Source organism: Bradyrhizobium sp. CCBAU 25360 (assembly GCF_028128695.1).
GTDB classification, from domain to species: domain Bacteria; phylum Pseudomonadota; class Alphaproteobacteria; order Rhizobiales; family Xanthobacteraceae; genus Bradyrhizobium; species Bradyrhizobium ottawaense.
The window spans coordinates 152,276-171,509 of the sequence record NZ_LBJA01000045.1; the positions used below are offsets into that span (position 1 = coordinate 152,276).

Here is a 19,234-nt window from a genome sequence, read left to right on the forward strand (position 1 = left end):
GAACCGTCAGTTGCATCCATGCGAGGGGCCTTCGACCATGACCACGACCAACGCGCGTGAGCCGAGAGTGCACCCGGTCCCGATCCTGTCGCTCCGGCCGACGCAGATGACGGTCGGCATGCGCGAGGTCAAGGAGAAGCGCAAGCGCTGGCGCGAGCATGACAAGAAGAAGCAGGCGGATCTGCTCGGCAAGCACATGATCCCCGTCGTCTACGGCCCCGACGCGCGCTACTATGTGATCGACCATCATCATCTCGGCCGCGCACTGCACGACGAAGGCGTCAAGGAGGTGCTGGTGACCATCGTCGGCGACCTCCGCATGGTCGAGCGCGAGGCGTTCTGGGGCGTGATGGACAACAAGCGTTGGGTCTATCCTTACGACGCCAAGGGCGAACGGCGGCAGTTTCGCGACCTGCCAAAATCGGTTGCCGATCTCAAGGACGATCCGTTCCGCAGCCTTGCCGGCGAATTGCGCCGCCTGGGCGGCTTCGCCAAGGACACCACGCCGTTCTCGGAATTCCTGTGGGCCGACTTCCTGCGCCGAAAGGTCTCGCGCAAGACGGTGGAGGCCGATTTCGACAAGGCGATCGAGAAGGCGATGTCCGCAGCCAAGAGCAAGGACGCGATCTATCTGCCCGGCTGGTGCGGTCCGGAGGACGATGATTAGGGGCAGTCGGGAATCGCTCTAGTGAGCTGACCATCATGCGCAGCCGCTCGCGTCAGTCGCGCTGGAAGATCCTGGCGCCGGGATAGGCGCGGCGAGCGTAAGTGACCACTAGCGCACGATCCTGCGTGTCGAGGAAGGGCGTTCGGATCAGGCACGATCCGACGATGAGGTGCCACAGGCCATTGAGCTTCTGGATCACGATCTTCATTTGAATAGTCCTTGATGACTCCCATTCCAGCGAATGCTGCTGGTCGCCGCAGTGCTTTAGGATCGTGTCCGCGGACGTAGAATTCCCAACACGGCCGGGCTCCGCTGCAAAATACGTCGACCATTGTTAGTTGGTTGCGGAATGCGTCCAGATAAGCCGGATCCCATCACAGGCGCTTGAGTGAAATCAATTTCCGCGCCCATGAAACCGTCCTGAAACAGAGCCGTCCCATCTGTATGGGGTAGACGAGCTCACACAGGAGGCGAACATGCGCCGTCTGGCTTTCGTAATTGCGTTGCTCGCGGTCGCTTCGGCAGGAATTTCGGCATCGTTTGCCGCAGTTCACCACGCCAAGTCGTTGACGTTCGCGGAGCGCTTTGCTCCGGCGCTCGAGTTGATGGCGAAGCGCTAGCGGCACGGCGCCTTGCAACCATGAGCGATGCCGCGGCTGATCGCTCGCGGCGGGACATCACGTCGCACCCGTCGACCGGCCAGATGCGGCGATGGCCGGATCAGGCTTGACTTGTCGCAAATCTGCGCCGCTGTGACGGGCTAAAGTCTCTCTGCATGGTTGCAGAAGCAGCGTTGTGCCCAGACGTCGTGGGCCCGGGCTCCAAGTCATGCAAGACTGGAGACATGACCATGAGCCTCATCTTTCGTATCGTCTTTATCATTGCCGGCGCGCTCACCGCGTTGTTCGTCGCGCGTGATGCCCTGAACTTCACCATCATCCAGACCTTCGTCGCCGTCCTGCTCGTGACAGCCGTCGTGGGGGCTGGAAGTCTCTGGAGCATGCGGCGGAAGACGTGAGCAGGACAGAAAGCGGCGGTTCGGCCGGGCTCAGCGAAACCGAGGCCCGGCTGCGGCTGCAACATGAAGGTTACAACGAGCTGCCTCGGCCCGAACGGCGCACGCCCCTGCGCATCGTGCTCGAGGTGCTGCGCGAGCCGATGCTCGCTCTCCTTCTGTGTGGCGGGCTGGTTTACCTGCTGCTCGGCGACCTCCGCGAGGCGCTGCTTCTCCTGGCATTCGGCGCCATCTCCGTCGTGATCACGATCGTGCAGGAAACCCGCACCGAGCGCGTGCTGGAGGCGTTGCGGGAGCTGACCAGTCCGCGAGCGCTCGTGGTCAGGGATGGCGAGCGGCGGCGGATCGCGGGCCGGGACGTCGTCCGCGGCGATCTGCTCGTCCTGGCCGAAGGCGATCGGATTCCGGCGGATGCGGTACTCGTCAGTGCGCGTGATCTGGCGGTCGATGAGTCCCTGCTGACCGGAGAGTCGGTCCCGGTTCGCAAGCAGGCCCTCAAGACGCCGGTCGCCGAGGCTTCCATGACTGAAAAGGTCGCCTTGGCCGAACATCGCCCGGGCGGCGATGACCTGCCGTTCGTGTATTCGGGCTCGCTGGTCGTGCGAGGCGAGGGCCTCGCCGAGGTCGAGGCCACCGGCCCTCGCAGCGAGATCGGGAAGATCGGACTGTCGCTGCATGGTTTGCAGTCGGAGCCGCCGCGGCTGCAGCAGCAGACCGCACGGCTCGTACGGCTTTGCTTTCTCGGCGGCGCGGCGATCAGCCTGGCGGCTGTCCTGCTTTACGGAGCGTTGCGCGGGGATTGGCTGCAGGCAATGCTCGGAGGCATCGCGATCGGCATGTCCATGCTGCCTGAGGAGTTTGCCGTCGTGCTCACGGTGTTCATGGCCATGGGCGCCTGGCGGATCTCCAAGGCGCGGGTGCTGACGCGGCGCGCGGCCGCGATCGAGGTGCTCGGCTCCGCCACGGTGCTGTGCACCGACAAGACCGGCACGTTGACGCAGAACCGGATGTCGGTCGCGGAGCTGAGGCTACGCGGCGGGACGAGCGTCCGCCTCGTGTCTTCGCAGCCGGCGCCCGTGGGAGCGGAGTTTTTCGAGCTGGCGCGTTGCAGTGCTCTGGCGAGCTCGCCCGAACCGTTCGATCCGATGGAGAAGGCCCTGCACGCGTTCGCGCAGGCGAACCTGCCGGAGGCTGATGAAACCCTGCATGCTCGGACCTTGATCCGCACCTACGGCCTGCGTCCCGAACTGCTGGCGATGACCCAGGTTTGGCAATCGTCCCAGGGAGTGTTCGCCTCGGCCAAAGGTGCTCCCGAAGCGATTGCGCGCCTCTGCAAGTTGCATGGTGCGGACCAGGACGCGATGCGGGATGCGGTCGCGGCGATGGCCAAGGACGGTCTTCGCGTGCTCGGCGTGGCCGCCGCGACCTGCGACGGCGAGGCCCTGCCGAGCTCGCAGGAAGGTTTTTCGTTTCGCTTCCTCGGTCTGGTCGGGTTGGCCGATCCGCTTCGTCCGCATGTCCCCGAGGCGGTGGCCGAATGTCGTTCGGCCGGCATCCGCGTCGTCATGATCACGGGCGACTATCCGGCGACCGCCATGGCGATCGCCGGGCAGGCCGGGCTCGACGTCAACGAGGTCGCGACCGGTGAGCAGATCAGGCTCGCGGACGAGAGCGGGCTGGAGGCCCTCGTCAGGAACGTGAACGTGTTCGCGCGGGTCCTGCCGGAGCAGAAGCTGCGGATCGTTCAGGCGATGAAGCGCAACGGCGAGATCGTCGCGATGACCGGCGACGGCGTCAACGACGCGCCGTCCCTGAAGGCGGTCCATATCGGGATCGCGATGGGTGGTCGCGGCACCGATGTCGCCCGCGAGGCATCCTCGATCGTCCTGCTCGACGACGATTTCGGCTCCATCGTCGCATCCATCCGGCTGGGGCGCCGAATCTACGACAATCTCCGCAAGGCGATGGCCTTCATTTTCGCCGTCCACGTTCCGATCGCGGGGCTCGCCCTGCTGCCGCTGGTTTTCGGGCTGCCTCTGGTTCTCGGGCCCGTTCACATTGCATTTCTGGAGCTGATCATCGACCCGGTCTGCTCGCTCGTGTTCGAAGCCGAGCGGGAGGAGCGCGATGTCATGACGCGCCCGCCGCGGCGCGCCGATGCGGAACTGTTCTCGTGGGCTTTGGTCGGCTGGAGCGTTCTTCAAGGCGTCATGGCCTTTGCCTTGATCGCGGTGATTTTCGTCGTTGCGCTTCGTTCCGGTATTCCACCCGACGAGGCGCGCACGCTGGCTTTCATCGCGCTGGTCGTCTGCGTCGTCGCGCTGGTGCTGGTCAACCGGTCCTTCAGCGCGTCGTTCTTGTCGGCGTTCTTCCGTCCGAATCCGGCTTTGCTCTGGATATTCCTGTCGATCGCGCTCGTTCTGGCCGCGGCCCTGTTCTGGCCGCCGGCGTCCAGTCTGTTCCGGTTCGGTCCCCTGCACCTGGACGATCTGATGGTCACGCTCGGCGCAGGATTGCTGGTACTCACGGCGCTCGAACTGCTGAAGCCGGTTTGGGGCCGGCGGTTGCGATTCTAGATCGTGACGCGGCAGGTCGGTCATCGCGGCGCGCTGCGGTGGATCGTCAGCGTCGGGAATTCATGCAGCCCGTGGAGGGCCGGCGCAAGATGCTGAGGCCATTTCATTAGAATGGATCCAGTCTACATAGATTCTACGACACGAACGTCCAAAAGACTTTGATTGTGCGTTCGGAGTCTTTGCATGGTCGTCCCGGTAAATTCGGGGACTGGGAATGCTGGAATTCGTGTTTGACGCACGCGCAACGAAGCGCGGATGCGTGTCGATGCTGTGCGGTCTTGTCGTGCTTCCTCCGGCGATCGCTTTTGGCGGAAACGCGCAAGCCCAGAGCGCGAGCGCAGCATCAGATCTTCCGCCGGTCGTCGTCGAGCAAAGCCGCGCGAACAAGCGTCAGGTCACGAGATCGCGCACCACCCGGTCTGTGAGCGCCCGAACTGCGCGATCGCGCGCGGCAGGACAGGTGCTCCAGTCCGGCTCTCAGCCCGCCGCCGTCGCCATGGAGCGCGGTACGGATCCGGTGAAGGGATTTGTACCTGTCGTCAGCTCGGCTGCGATGAAGTCCGACGTCCCGATCCTCGAGACGCCTCAATCCGTCTCCGTCGTCAGTCGCGATCAGCTCGATGCCCGCTCCGTCACGACACTGGTCGAAGGATTGCAGCATGTCGCAGGTCTCGCCATTCAGCCGGGCGGTAAGGACCCGCGCTTCGACAATGTCTTCATCCGCGGCTTCGACAACAACGGCTACGGCGCATATCGCGACGGGCTTCGCGAGATGGGCGATCCCAACTTCCTCTCGCTGTTCCGCAACGAGCCCTATGGTTTCGAGCGCATCGACGTCATCAAGGGGCCGAGCTCGGTCATGTATGGACAGGGCGCGCCGGGCGGACTTGTCGATGTCATCAGCAAGCGGCCGCCCGAAAAGGCCTTCGGTGAGATTGTCGGGCAGTTCGGCAACTACGACCGGTTTCAGGGTGCCTTCGACTTCGGTGGTCCTGCCACCAAGGACGGCACGCTGCTCTACCGGCTGACCGGTGTGTTCAGGGATTCCGATGCGCAGATCGCCAACTTCTCGAACTACGTGAAGGACAATCGCACCTATATCGCGCCGGCGGTGACCTGGAAGCCGACGAATGACACGACGCTGACCATTCTCGCCGACTATACCCGCGATCTGACCGGCAACGCCTTTCCGCTGTCGATGGCCCATGTGAGCGGCGGGAAGATCACCGGTATCACGGCGCTGCCGCTTTTCCTTGGCGATCCCAGCTACAACAAGTTCGACCAGGAGCAGGAGCGTGTCGGCTACCAGTTCGAGCATCGCTTCAGCAACAATCTGGTCTTCGAATCGAAGGCCCGCTACGGCCACACCGAACTCGACTATCGCTATCTGACGTTCATCGGAAGTCCGCTCGATACGACCACGGTCTTTCCGCGGCGTGCGGTGCGCATACAGGAGCAGGTCGAATCGCTGTCGACCGACAACCACCTGATCAGCAAGTTCAGCACGGGGCCGCTTCAGCATACGGTGGTCTCCGGCGTCGACTATCTGACGTTCAACATGACGGACCGGACTTATTCCGGAGCAGCGACGCCGCTCAGCAAGCTCAATCCGGTGTACGACCAGGCCGTCGTCGTTCCGACTGCGCTCACCACCCCCTCGACGAACCAGACGATCGACCAGGTGGGCGTCTATGTGCAGGATCAGATGAAGATCCAGAACTGGATCTTCACGCTGGGTGGCCGGTACGACGCCTCGGAACAAAACACCTACGCCTTGGCGACCAACAAGACCACCGACACGAAGGACACGGCCTTCACCAAGCGGGGAGCCGTCTCCTACGTGTTCGATTCCGGTGTTGCGCCTTATTATAGCTACTCGGAATCCTTCCTGCCGACACCCAACACGAACTTTGCGGGAAACCCGTTCAAGCCGACGATGGCGCAGCAGCATGAGGTGGGCGTCAAGTATCAGCCGTCGCGAAACCTGCTGATGACCGTGGCGATCTACGACCTGACGCGGCAGAATTCGCTCACGTCCGATCCATCACATCTCGGCTTCTCGGTCCAGCTCGGCGAGGTGAACTCGCGCGGCATCGAGTTCGAGACGCTGGCGCAGATCATGCCCGGGCTGAACTTCGTGGCGACCTACACCAACCAGGATGTGAGGGTGACGCAGAGCACCGGGACCGACCTCGGCAAGGTGCCGACGCTCGTCGCCCGCCAGCTCGCATCGGCCTATGTCGACTACACGATCCAGGGCGGCACCTGGGACGGCTGGGGACTTGGCGGAGGCATCCGTTACAACGGACCGACCTTCGCCGACACGACCAACACAATCGTCAACGAGGGCTACGTCGTGCTGGATGCGGGCCTGCATTATCGTCAGCCGAAGGGCGTCAACCTGGCGCTGAACGTGAAGAACATCGCCGATCGCGTCACGCTTGCCTGCACGACGAATGGCGGTTGCCAATACACGAGCCCGCGCACCATCACGGGCACGGTCAGCTATCGCTGGTAGTATTCGTCATGGTTCAAGCACGCACGATTCGCCTGTGGTCCCGCATTCACACCTGGACGTCCCTGGTGTGCATGCTGTTTCTGCTGATGCTGTGCGTCACGGGGCTGCCGCTGGTCTTTCACGATGAGATCGACGACCTGCTCGAGGATGAGATCGCGGCGCCCGCCATGCCGGCCGGTACGGCGCGGCTCTCGCTCGACCGGATGATCGCGGCGGCACAGGCGCGCTTTCCCGGTCAGTACGTGCTGCTCCTTAATCTCAAGCAGACGGAGCCGCTGGTCACGGTCGCGGTTTCTCCGACGGCGATCCCGGCGCCGGGCAGCTTTCATCGCCTAACGCTTGATGCGCGCACCGCCGAGGTGCTCGGGGAGGAGGCTCCCCATCAGGACGTCATGGACATTGTATTGCGGATTCACAAGGACATGTTCGCGGGCTTGCCCGGCGAATTGTTTCTCGGAGGGATGGGTCTTCTGTTCGCAGCGTCGATCATATCCGGTGTGGTCGTGTATTGGCCGTTCATGCGGCGGCTCGATTTCGGCACGATCCGCCGGCGCTCGTCGCCACGCGCCAAATGGCTCGACACCCATAATCTCCTCGGCATCGTCACCGTGACCTGGACGATGGTTGTGGGTCTCACCGGCATGATCAACACGCTGGCGACGCCGCTGTTCGATCTGTGGCGCGCGCAGCTGATCCCGGTCTTGCTGGCGCCTCATCTCGGCAAGCCCGTGGCTCCGATCCCGTCGGTTCAGGCTTCTGTCGAACTCGTCCGCGCGAGATTTCCGGATCGTCTGGTCACCTCGGTGACGATGCCGACGTCGGCCCGCTTCGGCAGTCCGCAGCACCTCGTCGTCTGGACCAAGGGCGCGACGCCTTTCACGGCGCGCATGCTCCAGCCGATGCTCGTTGATGCCAATGACGGCAAGACGATCGCGGCACCCGAGGTGCCCTGGTATCTGAAGACGCTTCAGGTCTCGCGCCCACTGCATTTCGGCGACTATGGTGGGCTTCCACTGAAGATCATCTGGGCGCTGCTGGACATCATCACGATCATCGTTCTCGTCAGCGGGATCTATCTGTGGGTGGCGAGGCGAAAGTCGTCGGTCCGCCGCAAGCCGCTCGACGCGGGCCGGACCGCGGCAGTCGGCGTCTAGCCCATGGCCATTCCCGCCCGGAACCAGCTCCGGATTCACAGGAGCGCCTGGGATGTCTTCCGCTGGCCTGTCCTTGTCGGCGTCGTCTGCGGCGCGGGGCTCGGCGTTGCGCTCGTCGGGGACGGATTCTGGGACGCTCTTTCGTGGCTGGGGTTGTCGCTGCCGGTCGTTCTGGCGATTGTCTGCTGGCGCCGTGCAGGTCGACCCCGCTGAGATTTATGGACGGCGATCCGGCTCCGACAGGTGGCGCTCTTCAATATCGTGGCTGACGTCGTGTTTCTCATCCTTGCCGCCAAGCATCCGATGCAGCCAGCGTTCGACACGTCGGCCGATCGTGAGCAGCACGAAGGTGAAGGCCAGCGCGACCAGGACGATTTTCCATTGCCCGGCGCCGCACGCAATGCCGAGACAGGCGGCGAGGAAGGTGCAGGCCGCGCTGGTCAGGCCGAGTACGCGAAAACGATCGCTCTCATGGACGATGACGCCGGCTCCGAGGAAGCCGATGCCGGTCAGGATGCCCTGGATCACACGGCTCGCCGCATCGGTGATCTTGCCGGGCTCGGCGAATTGGACCGCGAGCAGCACGACGGTTGCAGTGGAGAGCCCGACGATGCCGAGTGTCTTCAGCCCGATCGGCTTGCCGTGCAGGTCGCGGTTCAGGCCAATCGCGCTGCCGGCGAGCGTCGCGGTGCCGAGGCGCAGCAGGATTTCGGGCCAGTCCATCTCGGTCATGTCTTGTCCGTCACTTCTTCGGCACGCGTCCCATCAGGTAGAACTCGCCGTTCGGGCGCATGCCCGTGAAATTCGCCAGCCGGTTCGACAGCGCAAAGAAGGCGGAGATCGCGGCGATGTCCCAGATGTCGTCGTCGCTGAAGCCGTGCGGCGCGAGCCCGGCGAAATCGTCCTCGGAAATGCGCTGCGCGTCGGCCGAGACCTTCATCGCGAAATCGAGCATCGCCTTTTGCCGCGGCGTGATGTCGGCCTTGCGGTAGTTCACCGCGACCTGGTCGGCAATGAGCGGGTTCTTGGCGCGGATGCGCAGGATCGCGCCGTGGGCGATCACGCAATACTGACACTGGTTGGCGGCCGAGGTCGCGACCACGATCATTTCGCGCTCGGCCTTGGTGAGGCCGCCGTCCTTTTCCATCAGCGCGTCATGATAGGCGAAGAACGCGCGGAACTCGTCGGGACGATAGGCCAGCGTCAGGAACACGTTCGGCACGAAGCCGCTCTTCTCCTGCACCGCGAGAAGACGCGTGCGGATGTCATCGGGCAGCGTGTCGAGGGCGGGAGCTGGGAAACGTTGTGAGGGCTGTGTCATGGTCATGGATTCCGGCTTGCGGCCGGGGACCATAGTCGATGCGGGCGAGAGGCTCCAGAGGAGTCGTTACGTCTGGTGCCCCGGACGCAGCGCAGCGCTCCCGGCGATGCGAAGCATCGTCCGGGGCGGTGAGCTGCTGAGCCGGGGCCCATGTCTCCGAGAGTGCCGTGATTGTGGCATGGCTCCCGGCTCTGCGCAGCAGCGGTTCACGCTGATGCGCGTCCGGGACACGAGAGTCCTTACCGCAGCGGCTTCTTCAACAGCGAGAAGCGGTCCGGATCGAGCCCCATCGAGGGCTGCAGCATCGGGGCCTCGACGTTGGAGAGCGTCTTGGCGGGCGGAGCCGAGAACACAGGGTCGTTCGGCACGTCGCGCTGCGAGGTGGCGCCGCGCCAGCGTTCCAGCACGGCGCTGACGAAATGCATGTCATGGCCGGAGGTGACCGAAGGCACGCTGCTGATGGTAGCCTCGCCGCGCGGCAATTGGTGCGGTGGCACCTCCTTGAAGCGCAACCGGGTCGGCAGTGCGACGCCTTCGCCGAAGGCCAGCACTTCACGCGTGCCAAGCGAGGGCACGAAGGAGAGCAGGTTCGCGGCGGCGTCCGACACCGCGGCGCGCAGCAGCGCCTGGTCGCGCTCGTTGGCAAGACGCATCGTGAACAGCGTGTTGCACTGGGAGATGATGGTGGCGTCGAGCTCGGCCGGACGCTGGGTGATGAGGCCGAGATAGACGCCGTATTTGCGGCCTTCCTTGGCGATGCGCGACACCGCCTTGCGGGTCGGGCCGAAGCCGATATTGCGGTCGGCGGAGGCGTAGCGATGCGCTTCCTCGCAGACGAACAGCAGGGGCGAGACGCCGTCGCTCCACAGGCCGAAATCGAAGGCCATGCGGCACAGCACCGAGACGACGGAATCGATGACCTCGGCGGGGAAGCCGGCGAGTTGCATCACCGTCATCGGCTTGCCGTTCGCCGGCAGGCGGAACAGATGGCTGATGACCTCGGCCATGGTGTCGCCGCCGACATTGGCGTTGTCGAACATGAAGGCGTAGCGGGGGTCGTTGCGCACCGCTTCGATGCGCGAGATCAGCTTGTGATAGATGATGCGCGAGGAGCGGTTCTCGAGCTTGCCCATGCGCTCGTCGATCAGCGACATCAGGTCGACCAGGCGGTACGGCACCGGGGTGTCGACGGTGTAGCCGATCTGCTTGGGATCGATGCGCTTGAGGCCGATGCGGTCGGCGTTCTGATATTGGGTGTAGACGCCCTTGGCGAGTGGGATCACCTCGGCCAGGATGTCGAGCTCCTCGGGCACGCCGGCGCGGCCGCCGAACAGCACGTCGACGATTTCCTCGAAATTGAACAGCCAGAACGGCAGCTTCAGGTTTCGCGGGTTGAGCACCAGCGCGCGGTCGCCGAAGCAGCGGCCATATTCGTTGTGCACGTCGAGCAGGAAGATGCGCAGGTTCGGGCGCGCCTTCAGGATCTCGTTGAGCAGCAGCGACACGCCGGTGGACTTGCCGACGCCGGTCGATCCCAGCACTGCAAAATGCTTGGACAGCATTTCCTCGACATCGACATAGGCGACGACCGAGCGATCCTGCTGGAGGAAGCCGACATTGATCTGGTCCGAGCCGGTCGGCGCGTAGATCGTGCGCAGCTCCTGGCTGGTAATCAGATCGACGGAATCGCCGATGGTCGGATAGTTGGTGACGCCGCGCTGGAATTTCGGCTTGTCGCTGGCGTTGAGGATCTCGCCGAGCAGGTCGACCGACGCAACCGCGATATAGCTGTCGCTGCTCGACAGGTTCTCGCAGGACACCTCGGTGATCATCGCAACGATGACCGAGCTGGCGCTGCGAATACTGACGAAGCGGCCGACGGTCGCCCGAACTTCCGAGATAGGCATCTGGCTTTCTGCCAGCAGCCCGACCCGGGCCAGCGATCCGCGAACCGAAATCACGCGTCCAAAGGATGTCACGATGAATGAACCTGGCAAGAGCAAGGGATCTGCTCGGACTATGCGCGGCCGTGGCTGCACAAACGGTTAAGCGCCGGGCGCGGGCACTTCGTTAAATCCGCGACAATTCGGCCGCGAGGTTTGTTCCGATTGCATACCTACTGGCGGAAACGGCGGGAAATTGGCGCAATTTCGGGCCGTTGGAGCCGAAAGGCAATTAAGGAACATTTTACCATCAGGCCAGTCAGTCCACCGTTCGGGGGACATCTTCCTTCGATCCAGGGGTGGTTGATTTGTTGACGGGACCTAATCATTTGTACATTAGTACAAATAGGCCGGCGGACCTTGTGACCGTCTCCGGGGGCTGAGCGCGTTGCAGCCTTGCTCCCGATGATGCGATCCGGTCGGCGGATCGCCAGCTGTGCCCTGGAGGAAAGCCATGCAGCCCGAACCGATCCTCGATCTGGCTCATCTCGGCCATATGGAGCTGCTGACGCCCAAGCCCGATGAGAGCCTGAAATTCTTCGTTGACGTCATGGGCATGACCGTCAGCGGCCAGAAGGGCGAGTCGGTTTACTTGCGCGGCTGGGACGATTACGAGCGCTATTCGCTCAAGCTGACGGCGTCGAAGACCTCGGGCATGGAGCACATGGCGCTGCGCGCGCGCAGCCAGCAGGCGCTGGAGCGCCGCGTCGCCGCGCTGAAGGGCTCCGGCTTCGATATCGGCTGGATCGACGGCGACATGGGGCAGGGGCCGACCTTCCGCTGCCGCGACCCCGACGGCCACATCGTCGAGCTCTATTACGAGACCGAATGGTATCAGGCACCGCCCGAGCTGAAGCCGGCGCTGAAGAACCAGGCGCAGCGCTTCCCCGCGCGCGGCGTCAATGTCCGCCGCCTCGATCATCTCAACTGTCTCGCCGTGGACATCAAGGCCAACCGCGAGTTCTTCGAGAATTACCTCGGCTGCCGGCTCACCGAGCAGATCGTGCTCAACGACGGGCGGGAAGCGGCGATGTGGCTGACGATGTCGAACAAGAGCTACGACTTCGCCTATTCGCTCGACCATTCAGGCGTGCCCGGCCGCTTCCACCACGTCACCTACGCGCTTGACAGCCGCGAGGAAATTCTGCGCGCTGCCGACATCTTCCTGGAGAACGGCATCCACATCGAGACCGGCCCGCACAAGCACGCGATCCAGCAGACCTTCTTCCTCTACGTCTACGAGCCCGGAGGCAACCGTGTCGAAGTCGCCAATGCCGGCGCCCGCCTGATCCTCGCGCCGGACTGGAAGCCGATCGTGTGGACCGAGGAGGAGCGCAAGAAGGGCCAGGCGTGGGGGCTGAAGACGATCGAGTCCTTCCACACCCACGGCACGCCGCCGGTGGAAGTGAAGAAGCACGCTTAGTGGATTGAAATGCGCACCCGCGCAATCGTCTCGCGCACGCCGGTCCACGCCGGCTTGTCCGGCGCGAACTGGCCGCGCAGGAAGCTGACGAGCTCGTCCACCTGTGCGTCGCTCATGCTGTTCCTGAACGCCGGCATGTAGCCGAGGTCGCTCGACACCGGCTCGGCGATACCATGCAGGATCACCTGCACGAGATTGTCCGACGTTGCGCTGTGCAGATTGCTGTTGAGCGCGAGCGAGGGCCGGCTGCCGAACAGTGGCAGGCCGCCGACTTCGTGGCAGACGGCGCAGGCGCCTTGATAGAGCCGTGCGCCGGTGGAGGAGGCGATGGTAACCTGCGTCGCGCTCTCCAGCTTCGCGGCGAGCACCTCCGGCGCATCGGCTGCGGTGTCGTTGAACGAGTTGAGATAGACCGCCATCGCGCGGATATCCTGATCGGGCAGGGCCTTGAGATCCCTGACAACAGGCGCCATCGGGCCGGCGGCGACGCCGTGATAGCGCGAATGGCCGGTGCGCAAATAGGCGAACAGCTCGTCCTCGCTCCACGGGATCGGGGCGTGAGAGAGCGAGGTTAGGGGCGGCGCTTCCCAGCCTTCGGCGAAGCCACCGGCGAGATAGGCCTTGCGTTGCTCCGCGCCGAGCGCATTGCGCGGCGAGTGGCAGCCGCTGCAATGGCCGAGGCCCTCGACGAGATAGGCACCGCGATTCCAGGCCTCGGACTTGGTGGGGTCGGGCTTGAATTCCTTTGCCTGGTGGAAGAGCGCATTCCAACCCGCGAGCAGCGGGCGCAGGTTGAACGGGAAGGCGAGCGAGTTCGCCGGCGCCGTCGCGCGCACTGCAGGCTGCGCCATCAGATAGGCATAGAGCGCCTGAAGGTCGGCTTCGTTTGTCTTGGCGAAGTGTGTGTAGGGAAAGGCGGGATAGAGCTGCCGCCCGTCGCGATGCAAGCCGTCGCGCATTGCGCGCTCGAAGGCGGGATAGGACCAGGCACCGATGCCGGTCTCGACGTCGGGGGTGATATTGGTTGAATAGATCGTGCCGAATGGCGTCTCCAATGCGCGGCCGCCGGCATTGAGTACGCTGTCGATATTGGTGTGGCACTCCGCGCAATTGCCGAGCGCAGCAAGCTGCTCTCCCCGTGCGATCGTCGCGGCGGAATAGACCGATGCGTCGGGCCGGGCGATCGGCGCAATCGCGCGCCCCGGCAGCAGCGCCGCGCCGATGCCGATTGCGGCAGTGCAGACCGCGGCAATCGTCGCGACAATGCCGGCGCGTTTGGCGAAGGGAGTCTCCCGGATGCGCGACGGCGGCGGCGCGGCGGGCGCGGGCAGGGCCTGCGGCACGGGCGATGTTTCACCGTGCAATCCCCTCAGGATGCGTTCGGGCGTAAAGGGCGGCTCGCGAAAGCGCACACCGGTGGCATCGAAGATCGCATTCGCTATCGCCGCCGCGCTCGGGACCGAAGCGGACTCGCCGACGCCAAGCGGTGGCTGGTCCTGACGTGGCAGCATCAGCACGTCGATCTTGGGCACGTCGGGGAAAGGGATGATCGGATAGGCGCCCCATTCGCGCGCCGCCACCGCGCCGCGCTCGAACGAGACTTCTTCCATCAGCGCGCGGCTGGTGGACTGGATGACGTTGCCGTGGATCTGGTGGCGGACGCCCGCCGGATTGATCATCAATCCGGAATCCTGTCCCGCAACCACGCGGGTCACGCTGACATCGCCGGTCGATTTGTTCACCGCGACATCAGCGATCCATGCCGACCACGCCGCACCGTAGCCGGGAAACTTGCTGTGGACGTAGAGCGCATAGGCAAAGCCGCGCCCGTGCACGATCTCCCCGTCCTGCTCCTCGCGCACCGGCCGCGGCGTCCAGCCCGCGCGCTCGGCGACCGCATTGACGAGATCGACGGCGCGCTGGTCCTTCAGATAGCGCAGGCGGTATTCGATCGGATCGACGCCAGCCTCGGTCGCGGCCTCGTCGATGTAGGATTCATGCGCAAAGGTGTTCGGCAGCGCGGAGACGCCGCGGAACCAGGAGGCGCGCACGATCGGCGGCATGTCGTGCGCGACGACGCGCATGTGGTCGTAATCGTAGGGCGGGATCGCGGTGCGGTCGCCCATCTGCAGCACGGCAGGTTCGGGCGAGATCCGACCCGTCAGCAGCAGGGCCAGCGTCGGTGCGGCATTCGAGGGATAACGCGTGGCGAGATCATACGCCGCGATACCGCCGTCCGCATCCAGACCGCCATTGACGTCGATGAGCTGCGCGGTGCCCTTGGGCTCCCAGGCGTGCTCCTGCTCGCGTGTCAACTGCACGCGCACGGGCCGCCCGACCGCGCGCGACAGCAGCAAGGCGTCGGCAGTGACATCGTCGGCGCAGTTGCGCCCGTAGCAGCCGGCGGCTTCCAGCCGGATCACCTCGACCTCGCTTTCCGGTCGCTCGATCAGAAGTGCGAGGTCGCTGCGCAGCACGTGCGGATTTTGCGTGCCCGACCAGACCCGGATATTGCCGTCCTGAAAATCCGCGACGGCGCAGGATGGGCCGATCGAGGCGTGCATCTGATACGGCCACACGTAAGTACGCTGCATCGGCTTGGCCGCACCTGCTATCGCCGCATCGACGTCGCCCTTGTCGATCAGCGTGCGCGGCGTCGATGGATTGGCGCGCAGCGCGGTCTCGATGTCGGCGAGATCCGTGAGGGTAGGCGTAGGCTTCCAGCTCACCTTGAGCTGCTCCGCCGCGCGGATCGCGTTCTCTTCGCGCTCGGCGACGACACCGACGAAGTCGCCGATGCGCACCACGGCGACAAGCCCGGGAATGTTGCGCACTGAGGATTCGTCGACCGCGATCAGGCTGGTGCCGACGAACGGACCGGCATCGAGGCCGGCATAGGGCGGGCGCACCACGCGGCCGTGCAGCATGCCGGGGACGCGGATATCGTGAACGAAAGCCAGCTCGCCCGTGGCCTTGGCGGGCAGGTCGACGCGCGGCATCGACTGGCCGACGATGGCATAATCGCCGACCGCCTTGACGGTGACGTCGTCGGCCAGCTCCAGGCGGATCGTCTCGTCGCCAATCAATTCGCCATAGCTGATGCTGCGATTGTCGTGCCCGCGCACGAGGCCGTCTTCGATCCTGAGATCGGCCGCCGGCAGCTCCAGCCGCTCGGCCGCGCGCGCGATCAGGAAGTGACGGGCTTGCGCCGCGGCCTTGCGCAGGGGCACGGCCGTGATCTGGATGGTCTCGCTCGCGATCGTCGCGCCCTGATTGGGCACCACCGCAGTGTCGCCGAGCACCACGACGACGCGCGCAAAGGACACGTCCAGCTCCTCGGCGACGATCTGGCCGAGCGCGGTACGGATGCCGGTGCCGAGATCGACATGGCCGTTATAGGCGCTGACCGAGCCATCCGCGGCGATGCGGATGAAAGTCTCGGACGTGAGCTCGTCCACGGTGCGGACGACGACGAGCGAACCGGATTGGCGCTCAGATCCATCAGGGGCAGGGGAGGCCATCAATCAACGGCCTCGGTGAGTTGGCCGGAAGCGCGCATCACGGCGCGCAGGATTTCGACATGTGTGCCGCAGCGGCAGAGATTGTAGCGGAGCGCCGCCAGCGCCTCCTGCTCGGTCGGGCGCGGGTTGATCGCGAGCAGCGCCTTGGTGGTCATGATCATGCCGTTGAGGCAATAGCCGCATTGCGCGGCCTGCTCGTCGATGAAGGCCTGCTGCACGAGGTCAGGCTTGTCGCGCGTGCCGAGCCCTTCGAGCGTCACGATGTCGCGGCCGGCGCAGCCACCGACGGGAATCACGCAGGAGCGGGCTGCGGCCCCGTCGATCAGGACAGTGCAGGTGCCGCATTCGCCGAGGCCGCATCCATATTTCGGGCCGTTGAGCGCGAGATCGTTGCGCAGCACGTAGAGCAGCGGCGTCTCCGGCGCTGCAGCGACCTCGTGGATCCCCCCGTTCACGGTGAGGCGGATCGGTGTCTGCGTCATCCTCGTTTCCAAGCGCTCGGCCAGTAATGGCGAAAATCTACGTCGCGACGATACCGTTTGTACACAAACGTGCAAGCCATGCATGCCGCACTGCAGCGCGACTGCCTTCTTTGTGGACAGGGCGGATAGGCAAATGAGGTTTTATGCAGCAGCAGCATCTTTTGCGCCGCACCGCCGCTTGACAGCCATCCGGGGCGCGCGCACCATCGTTCGTATACGAATGATAACCGCGGTCTCGCTGGCTCTGACATGGTGATGGAAACGACGAGCGCTGCTATCGACAAGATCCGCTGCGATGCTTGTCCGGTGATGTGCTACATCAAGCCGGGCGCGGCGGGCGCCTGCGATCGCTACGCCAACCACGACGGCAAGCTCGTCCGCGTCGATCCGCATGTGATCCTGGAGCGCACGGTCTCGCATGGCGGCAAGCTGGTCCCGTTCAGCCGCACCGAAGACTGGGACGGCAAGATCGTCCACGAACCTTCCACCTTCGTGACGGCGATCGGCGCGGGCACGACCTATCCCGACTACAAGCCGGCGCCGTTCATCGTCTCGGCGGAGGTCGACGGCGTCGACATGGTGACTGTGGTCACCGAGGGCATCTTCTCCTATTGCGGCATCAAGGTGAAGATCGACACCGATCGCTATCTCGGGCCGGAGACTGCGACAGTCCGCGCGCAGGGCGAGGCGGTCGGCCACGTCACCACCAGCGAATACGGCTCGCAGATGCTGTCGCTCGGCGGCGTGCATCATCTCACCGGCGGCTCCAAGAAGGAGGGCCGCGTCACCTGCGACACGCTGATGGATCTCGCCAATTGCAAGGCGGTCGAGCTGACCATCGACGGCGGCGCGAGCGTCGTGGTCCAGGCCGGCCAGCCGCCGATCGTCAACGGCATGAAAGAAGAGCGCATGCGCGTCGGCTGCGGCTCGGCGACGATCGGCATGTTTGCCAAGCAATGGCACGGCAAGGTCGACGAAGTCGTCGTGGTCGACGATCACATCACCGGCGTGCTCTCGGAGCATCAGGCCGGCAAGCTGCTCGACATCGCCGACACCGGCATCAAGATGAAGGGCCGCCGCTCGACGCCAGGCCGCTATTTCCAGGTCGCCGATCCCGGCACGGGGTGGGGTGGCACCAACATTTCCGATCCGCTCGCGATCCTCGGGCCGTTCGACGCCAAGGAAGCAAAACCGGGTCTCTCGATGCTGATGGTCTCCACGACCGGCGAGCATTCGTCTTATTACGTGCTCGACGGGGCCCTGAAGCCAGTCGAGACCGAGATGCCTGACGACCTGAAGTTCTCGGTCGAGCGTATCCAGGAGAATTGCGAGCCGGCGCTGTGCACGGTGCTGTTCATGGCCGGTGCCGGCGGCTCGCTGCGCGCCGGTGTCACCGACAATCCGGTGCGGCTGACGCGCTCGGTGAAGGACGCGCTGACGCGCGTCACCAGTGGCGGCGCGCCGGTCTATGTCTGGCCGGGCGGCGGCATCACCTACATGGTCGACGTGACGCAGATGCCGGCGGGCGCGTTCGGCTACGTGCCGACGCCGGCGCTGGTTGCGCCGATCGAGTTCACGATGAAGCTGTCCGACTATGCCGCGCTCGGCGGGCACATGGACTATGTGAAGCCGCTCTCCGAGGTGCAGAGCGGCGACGATGTCCGCCAGCTGCCCTGGCAGAACCCGATCCCGGGACCGCGGGCATGACAAGGCTCCCGCAAATCGCATTGCTGTCTGATGGCCGGCGGCTGCATTTGCAGGATGGGCCGATCGATCTGGTCGTTGAGGCGAGGGGGCGCACGGACGATGTACGTGCGGCCTATGAGGCGGCCGCGCGCCGCTTCACCGGACTGCTCGACGAACTCTGCGCGGAGTTGCCGGAACTGCGGACGGCCGCCGGGAAGCGCACTTCGCTGAGGGGCGTGGTGGCGCGCCGGATGCACGCAGCGGTCGCGCCTTACGCCTCCGATTGCTTCATCACGCCGATGGCGGCTGTTGCCGGTAGCGTGGCTGAGGAGATTCTGGGCGCCATGCTGGGCGCTGTGACGCTGGATCAGGCCTATGTCAACAATGGTGGCGACATCGCGCTCCATCTCGGCAAGGGCGAGCATTTTTCGGTCGGCCTGATGGACCGACCCGATCGCGCTGGCGTGATGCGAACGATGAGGGTGGATGCGGATGACCCCGTGCGGGGCATCGCGACCAGCGGACGCCACGGCCGCAGTTTTTCGTTCGGCATTGCCGACGCCGTGACGGTGCTGGCGGCAACGGCGTCGCAGGCCGATGCGGCGGCGACGGTCATAGCCAATGCCGTCGACCTGCCCGGGCATCCCGCCATCATCCGAACGCCTGCAAACGAGCTTCAGCCCGACAGCGATCTCGGCTCGCGCCTCGTCACCCGCGACGTCGGCGAGTTGTCGCAGGACGAGGTCGGGACAACGCTCGAATCTGGCGCGGAATGTGCACGCCAATTGTTCGATCGCGGATTGATCGAGGGTGCCGTCTTGCAGCTTTGTGGTGATATGCTTGTCATCGGAGCTAAGGATATAGAAGAGCAACGAACGCGCCCGCATCTGCCGGAGAACGCCGTCTGTGCCTGAACAGGGAAGTGAAA

At 64.6% G+C, this 19,234-nt stretch carries 15 protein-coding genes; 9 read left to right on the forward strand and 6 right to left on the reverse strand.

From position 1 onward, the window contains the following. Window positions 1-37 precede the first annotated feature (37 nt). A complete protein-coding gene (locus tag XH81_RS34810; RefSeq protein ID WP_028145250.1) occupies window positions 38-667 on the forward strand; it encodes a ParB-like protein in 630 nt (209 codons plus the stop codon). Window positions 668-719: 52 nt separating this feature from the next. Here XH81_RS34810 and XH81_RS34815 read toward each other — a convergent pair whose 3' ends face one another. Next, window positions 720-875: a hypothetical protein gene (locus XH81_RS34815; protein ID WP_162832237.1), complete on the reverse strand. Its 156-nt coding sequence runs from the start codon at window positions 873-875 to the stop codon at window positions 720-722. 268 nt (window positions 876-1,143) lie between these two features. Here XH81_RS34815 and XH81_RS34820 point away from each other — a divergent pair, with 268 nt between their 5' ends. From XH81_RS34820 to XH81_RS34840, 5 genes are all read left to right on the forward strand, one after another. After that, a complete protein-coding gene (locus XH81_RS34820; RefSeq protein WP_162832236.1) occupies window positions 1,144-1,287 on the forward strand; it encodes a hypothetical protein in 144 nt (47 codons plus the stop codon). 230 nt (window positions 1,288-1,517) lie between these two features. Next, window positions 1,518-1,685, forward strand: coding sequence for a hypothetical protein (locus tag XH81_RS34825; RefSeq protein WP_162832235.1), 168 nt, complete (start codon window positions 1,518-1,520; stop codon window positions 1,683-1,685). Then, window positions 1,682-4,258, forward strand: coding sequence for an HAD-IC family P-type ATPase (locus XH81_RS34830; protein WP_271596797.1), 2,577 nt, complete (start codon window positions 1,682-1,684; stop codon window positions 4,256-4,258). The genes XH81_RS34825 and XH81_RS34830 overlap by 4 nt, the downstream gene beginning before the upstream one ends. 553 nt (window positions 4,259-4,811) lie before the next feature. After that, window positions 4,812-6,776 carry a TonB-dependent siderophore receptor gene (locus XH81_RS34835; protein ID WP_028145248.1) on the forward strand — a complete coding sequence of 655 codons (1,965 nt, stop codon included), beginning with the start codon at window positions 4,812-4,814 and terminating at the stop codon, window positions 6,774-6,776. 8 nt (window positions 6,777-6,784) lie between these two features. Further along, on the forward strand, window positions 6,785-7,930 hold the full coding sequence (locus tag XH81_RS34840; RefSeq protein ID WP_095425879.1) for a PepSY-associated TM helix domain-containing protein: 1,146 nt from the start codon (window positions 6,785-6,787) through the stop codon (window positions 7,928-7,930). Window positions 7,931-8,146: 216 nt separating this feature from the next. Here XH81_RS34840 and XH81_RS34845 read toward each other — a convergent pair whose 3' ends face one another. The 3 genes from XH81_RS34845 to XH81_RS34855 all read right to left on the reverse strand — a co-directional run bounded on the left by XH81_RS34845 (window position 8,147) and on the right by XH81_RS34855 (window position 11,230). Beyond that, complete coding sequence (locus XH81_RS34845) at window positions 8,147-8,662, reverse strand: MgtC/SapB family protein (RefSeq protein ID WP_271596798.1); 516 nt, start codon at window positions 8,660-8,662, stop codon at window positions 8,147-8,149. Between the two features lie 10 nt (window positions 8,663-8,672). Continuing rightward, window positions 8,673-9,251: a peroxidase-related enzyme gene (locus XH81_RS34850; RefSeq protein WP_028145245.1), complete on the reverse strand. Its 579-nt coding sequence runs from the start codon at window positions 9,249-9,251 to the stop codon at window positions 8,673-8,675. A gap of 239 nt (window positions 9,252-9,490) precedes the next feature. Further along, entirely contained in the window at window positions 9,491-11,230 is a 1,740-nt protein-coding gene (locus tag XH81_RS34855) for an ATP-binding protein (protein ID WP_026202466.1), read from the reverse strand. 418 nt (window positions 11,231-11,648) lie between these two features. On the opposite strand from XH81_RS34855, the gene XH81_RS34860 reads away from it, so the two are divergent. Continuing rightward, on the forward strand, window positions 11,649-12,617 hold the full coding sequence (locus tag XH81_RS34860) for a catechol 2,3-dioxygenase (RefSeq protein ID WP_028145244.1): 969 nt from the start codon (window positions 11,649-11,651) through the stop codon (window positions 12,615-12,617). Here the strand turns inward: XH81_RS34860 and XH81_RS34865 are convergent. Both XH81_RS34865 and XH81_RS34870 read right to left on the reverse strand, forming a co-directional pair. Further along, entirely contained in the window at window positions 12,614-16,138 is a 3,525-nt protein-coding gene (locus XH81_RS34865; protein WP_271596799.1) for a molybdopterin cofactor-binding domain-containing protein, read from the reverse strand. The two genes, XH81_RS34860 and XH81_RS34865, sit on opposite strands and share 4 nt — an antisense overlap. Then, window positions 16,138-16,620, reverse strand: a complete 483-nt coding sequence (locus XH81_RS34870; protein ID WP_028145242.1) for a (2Fe-2S)-binding protein — start codon at window positions 16,618-16,620, stop codon at window positions 16,138-16,140. Before XH81_RS34870 ends, XH81_RS34865 begins: the two co-directional genes overlap by 1 nt. Window positions 16,621-16,869: 249 nt before the next feature. Between XH81_RS34870 and XH81_RS34875 the strand changes: the two genes are divergently transcribed. Further along, complete coding sequence (locus tag XH81_RS34875) at window positions 16,870-18,327, forward strand: hypothetical protein (protein WP_028145241.1); 1,458 nt, start codon at window positions 16,870-16,872, stop codon at window positions 18,325-18,327. Beyond that, entirely contained in the window at window positions 18,324-19,220 is an 897-nt protein-coding gene (locus XH81_RS34880; protein ID WP_028145240.1) for a UPF0280 family protein, read from the forward strand. Before XH81_RS34875 ends, XH81_RS34880 begins: the two co-directional genes overlap by 4 nt. Window positions 19,221-19,234 lie beyond the last annotated feature (14 nt).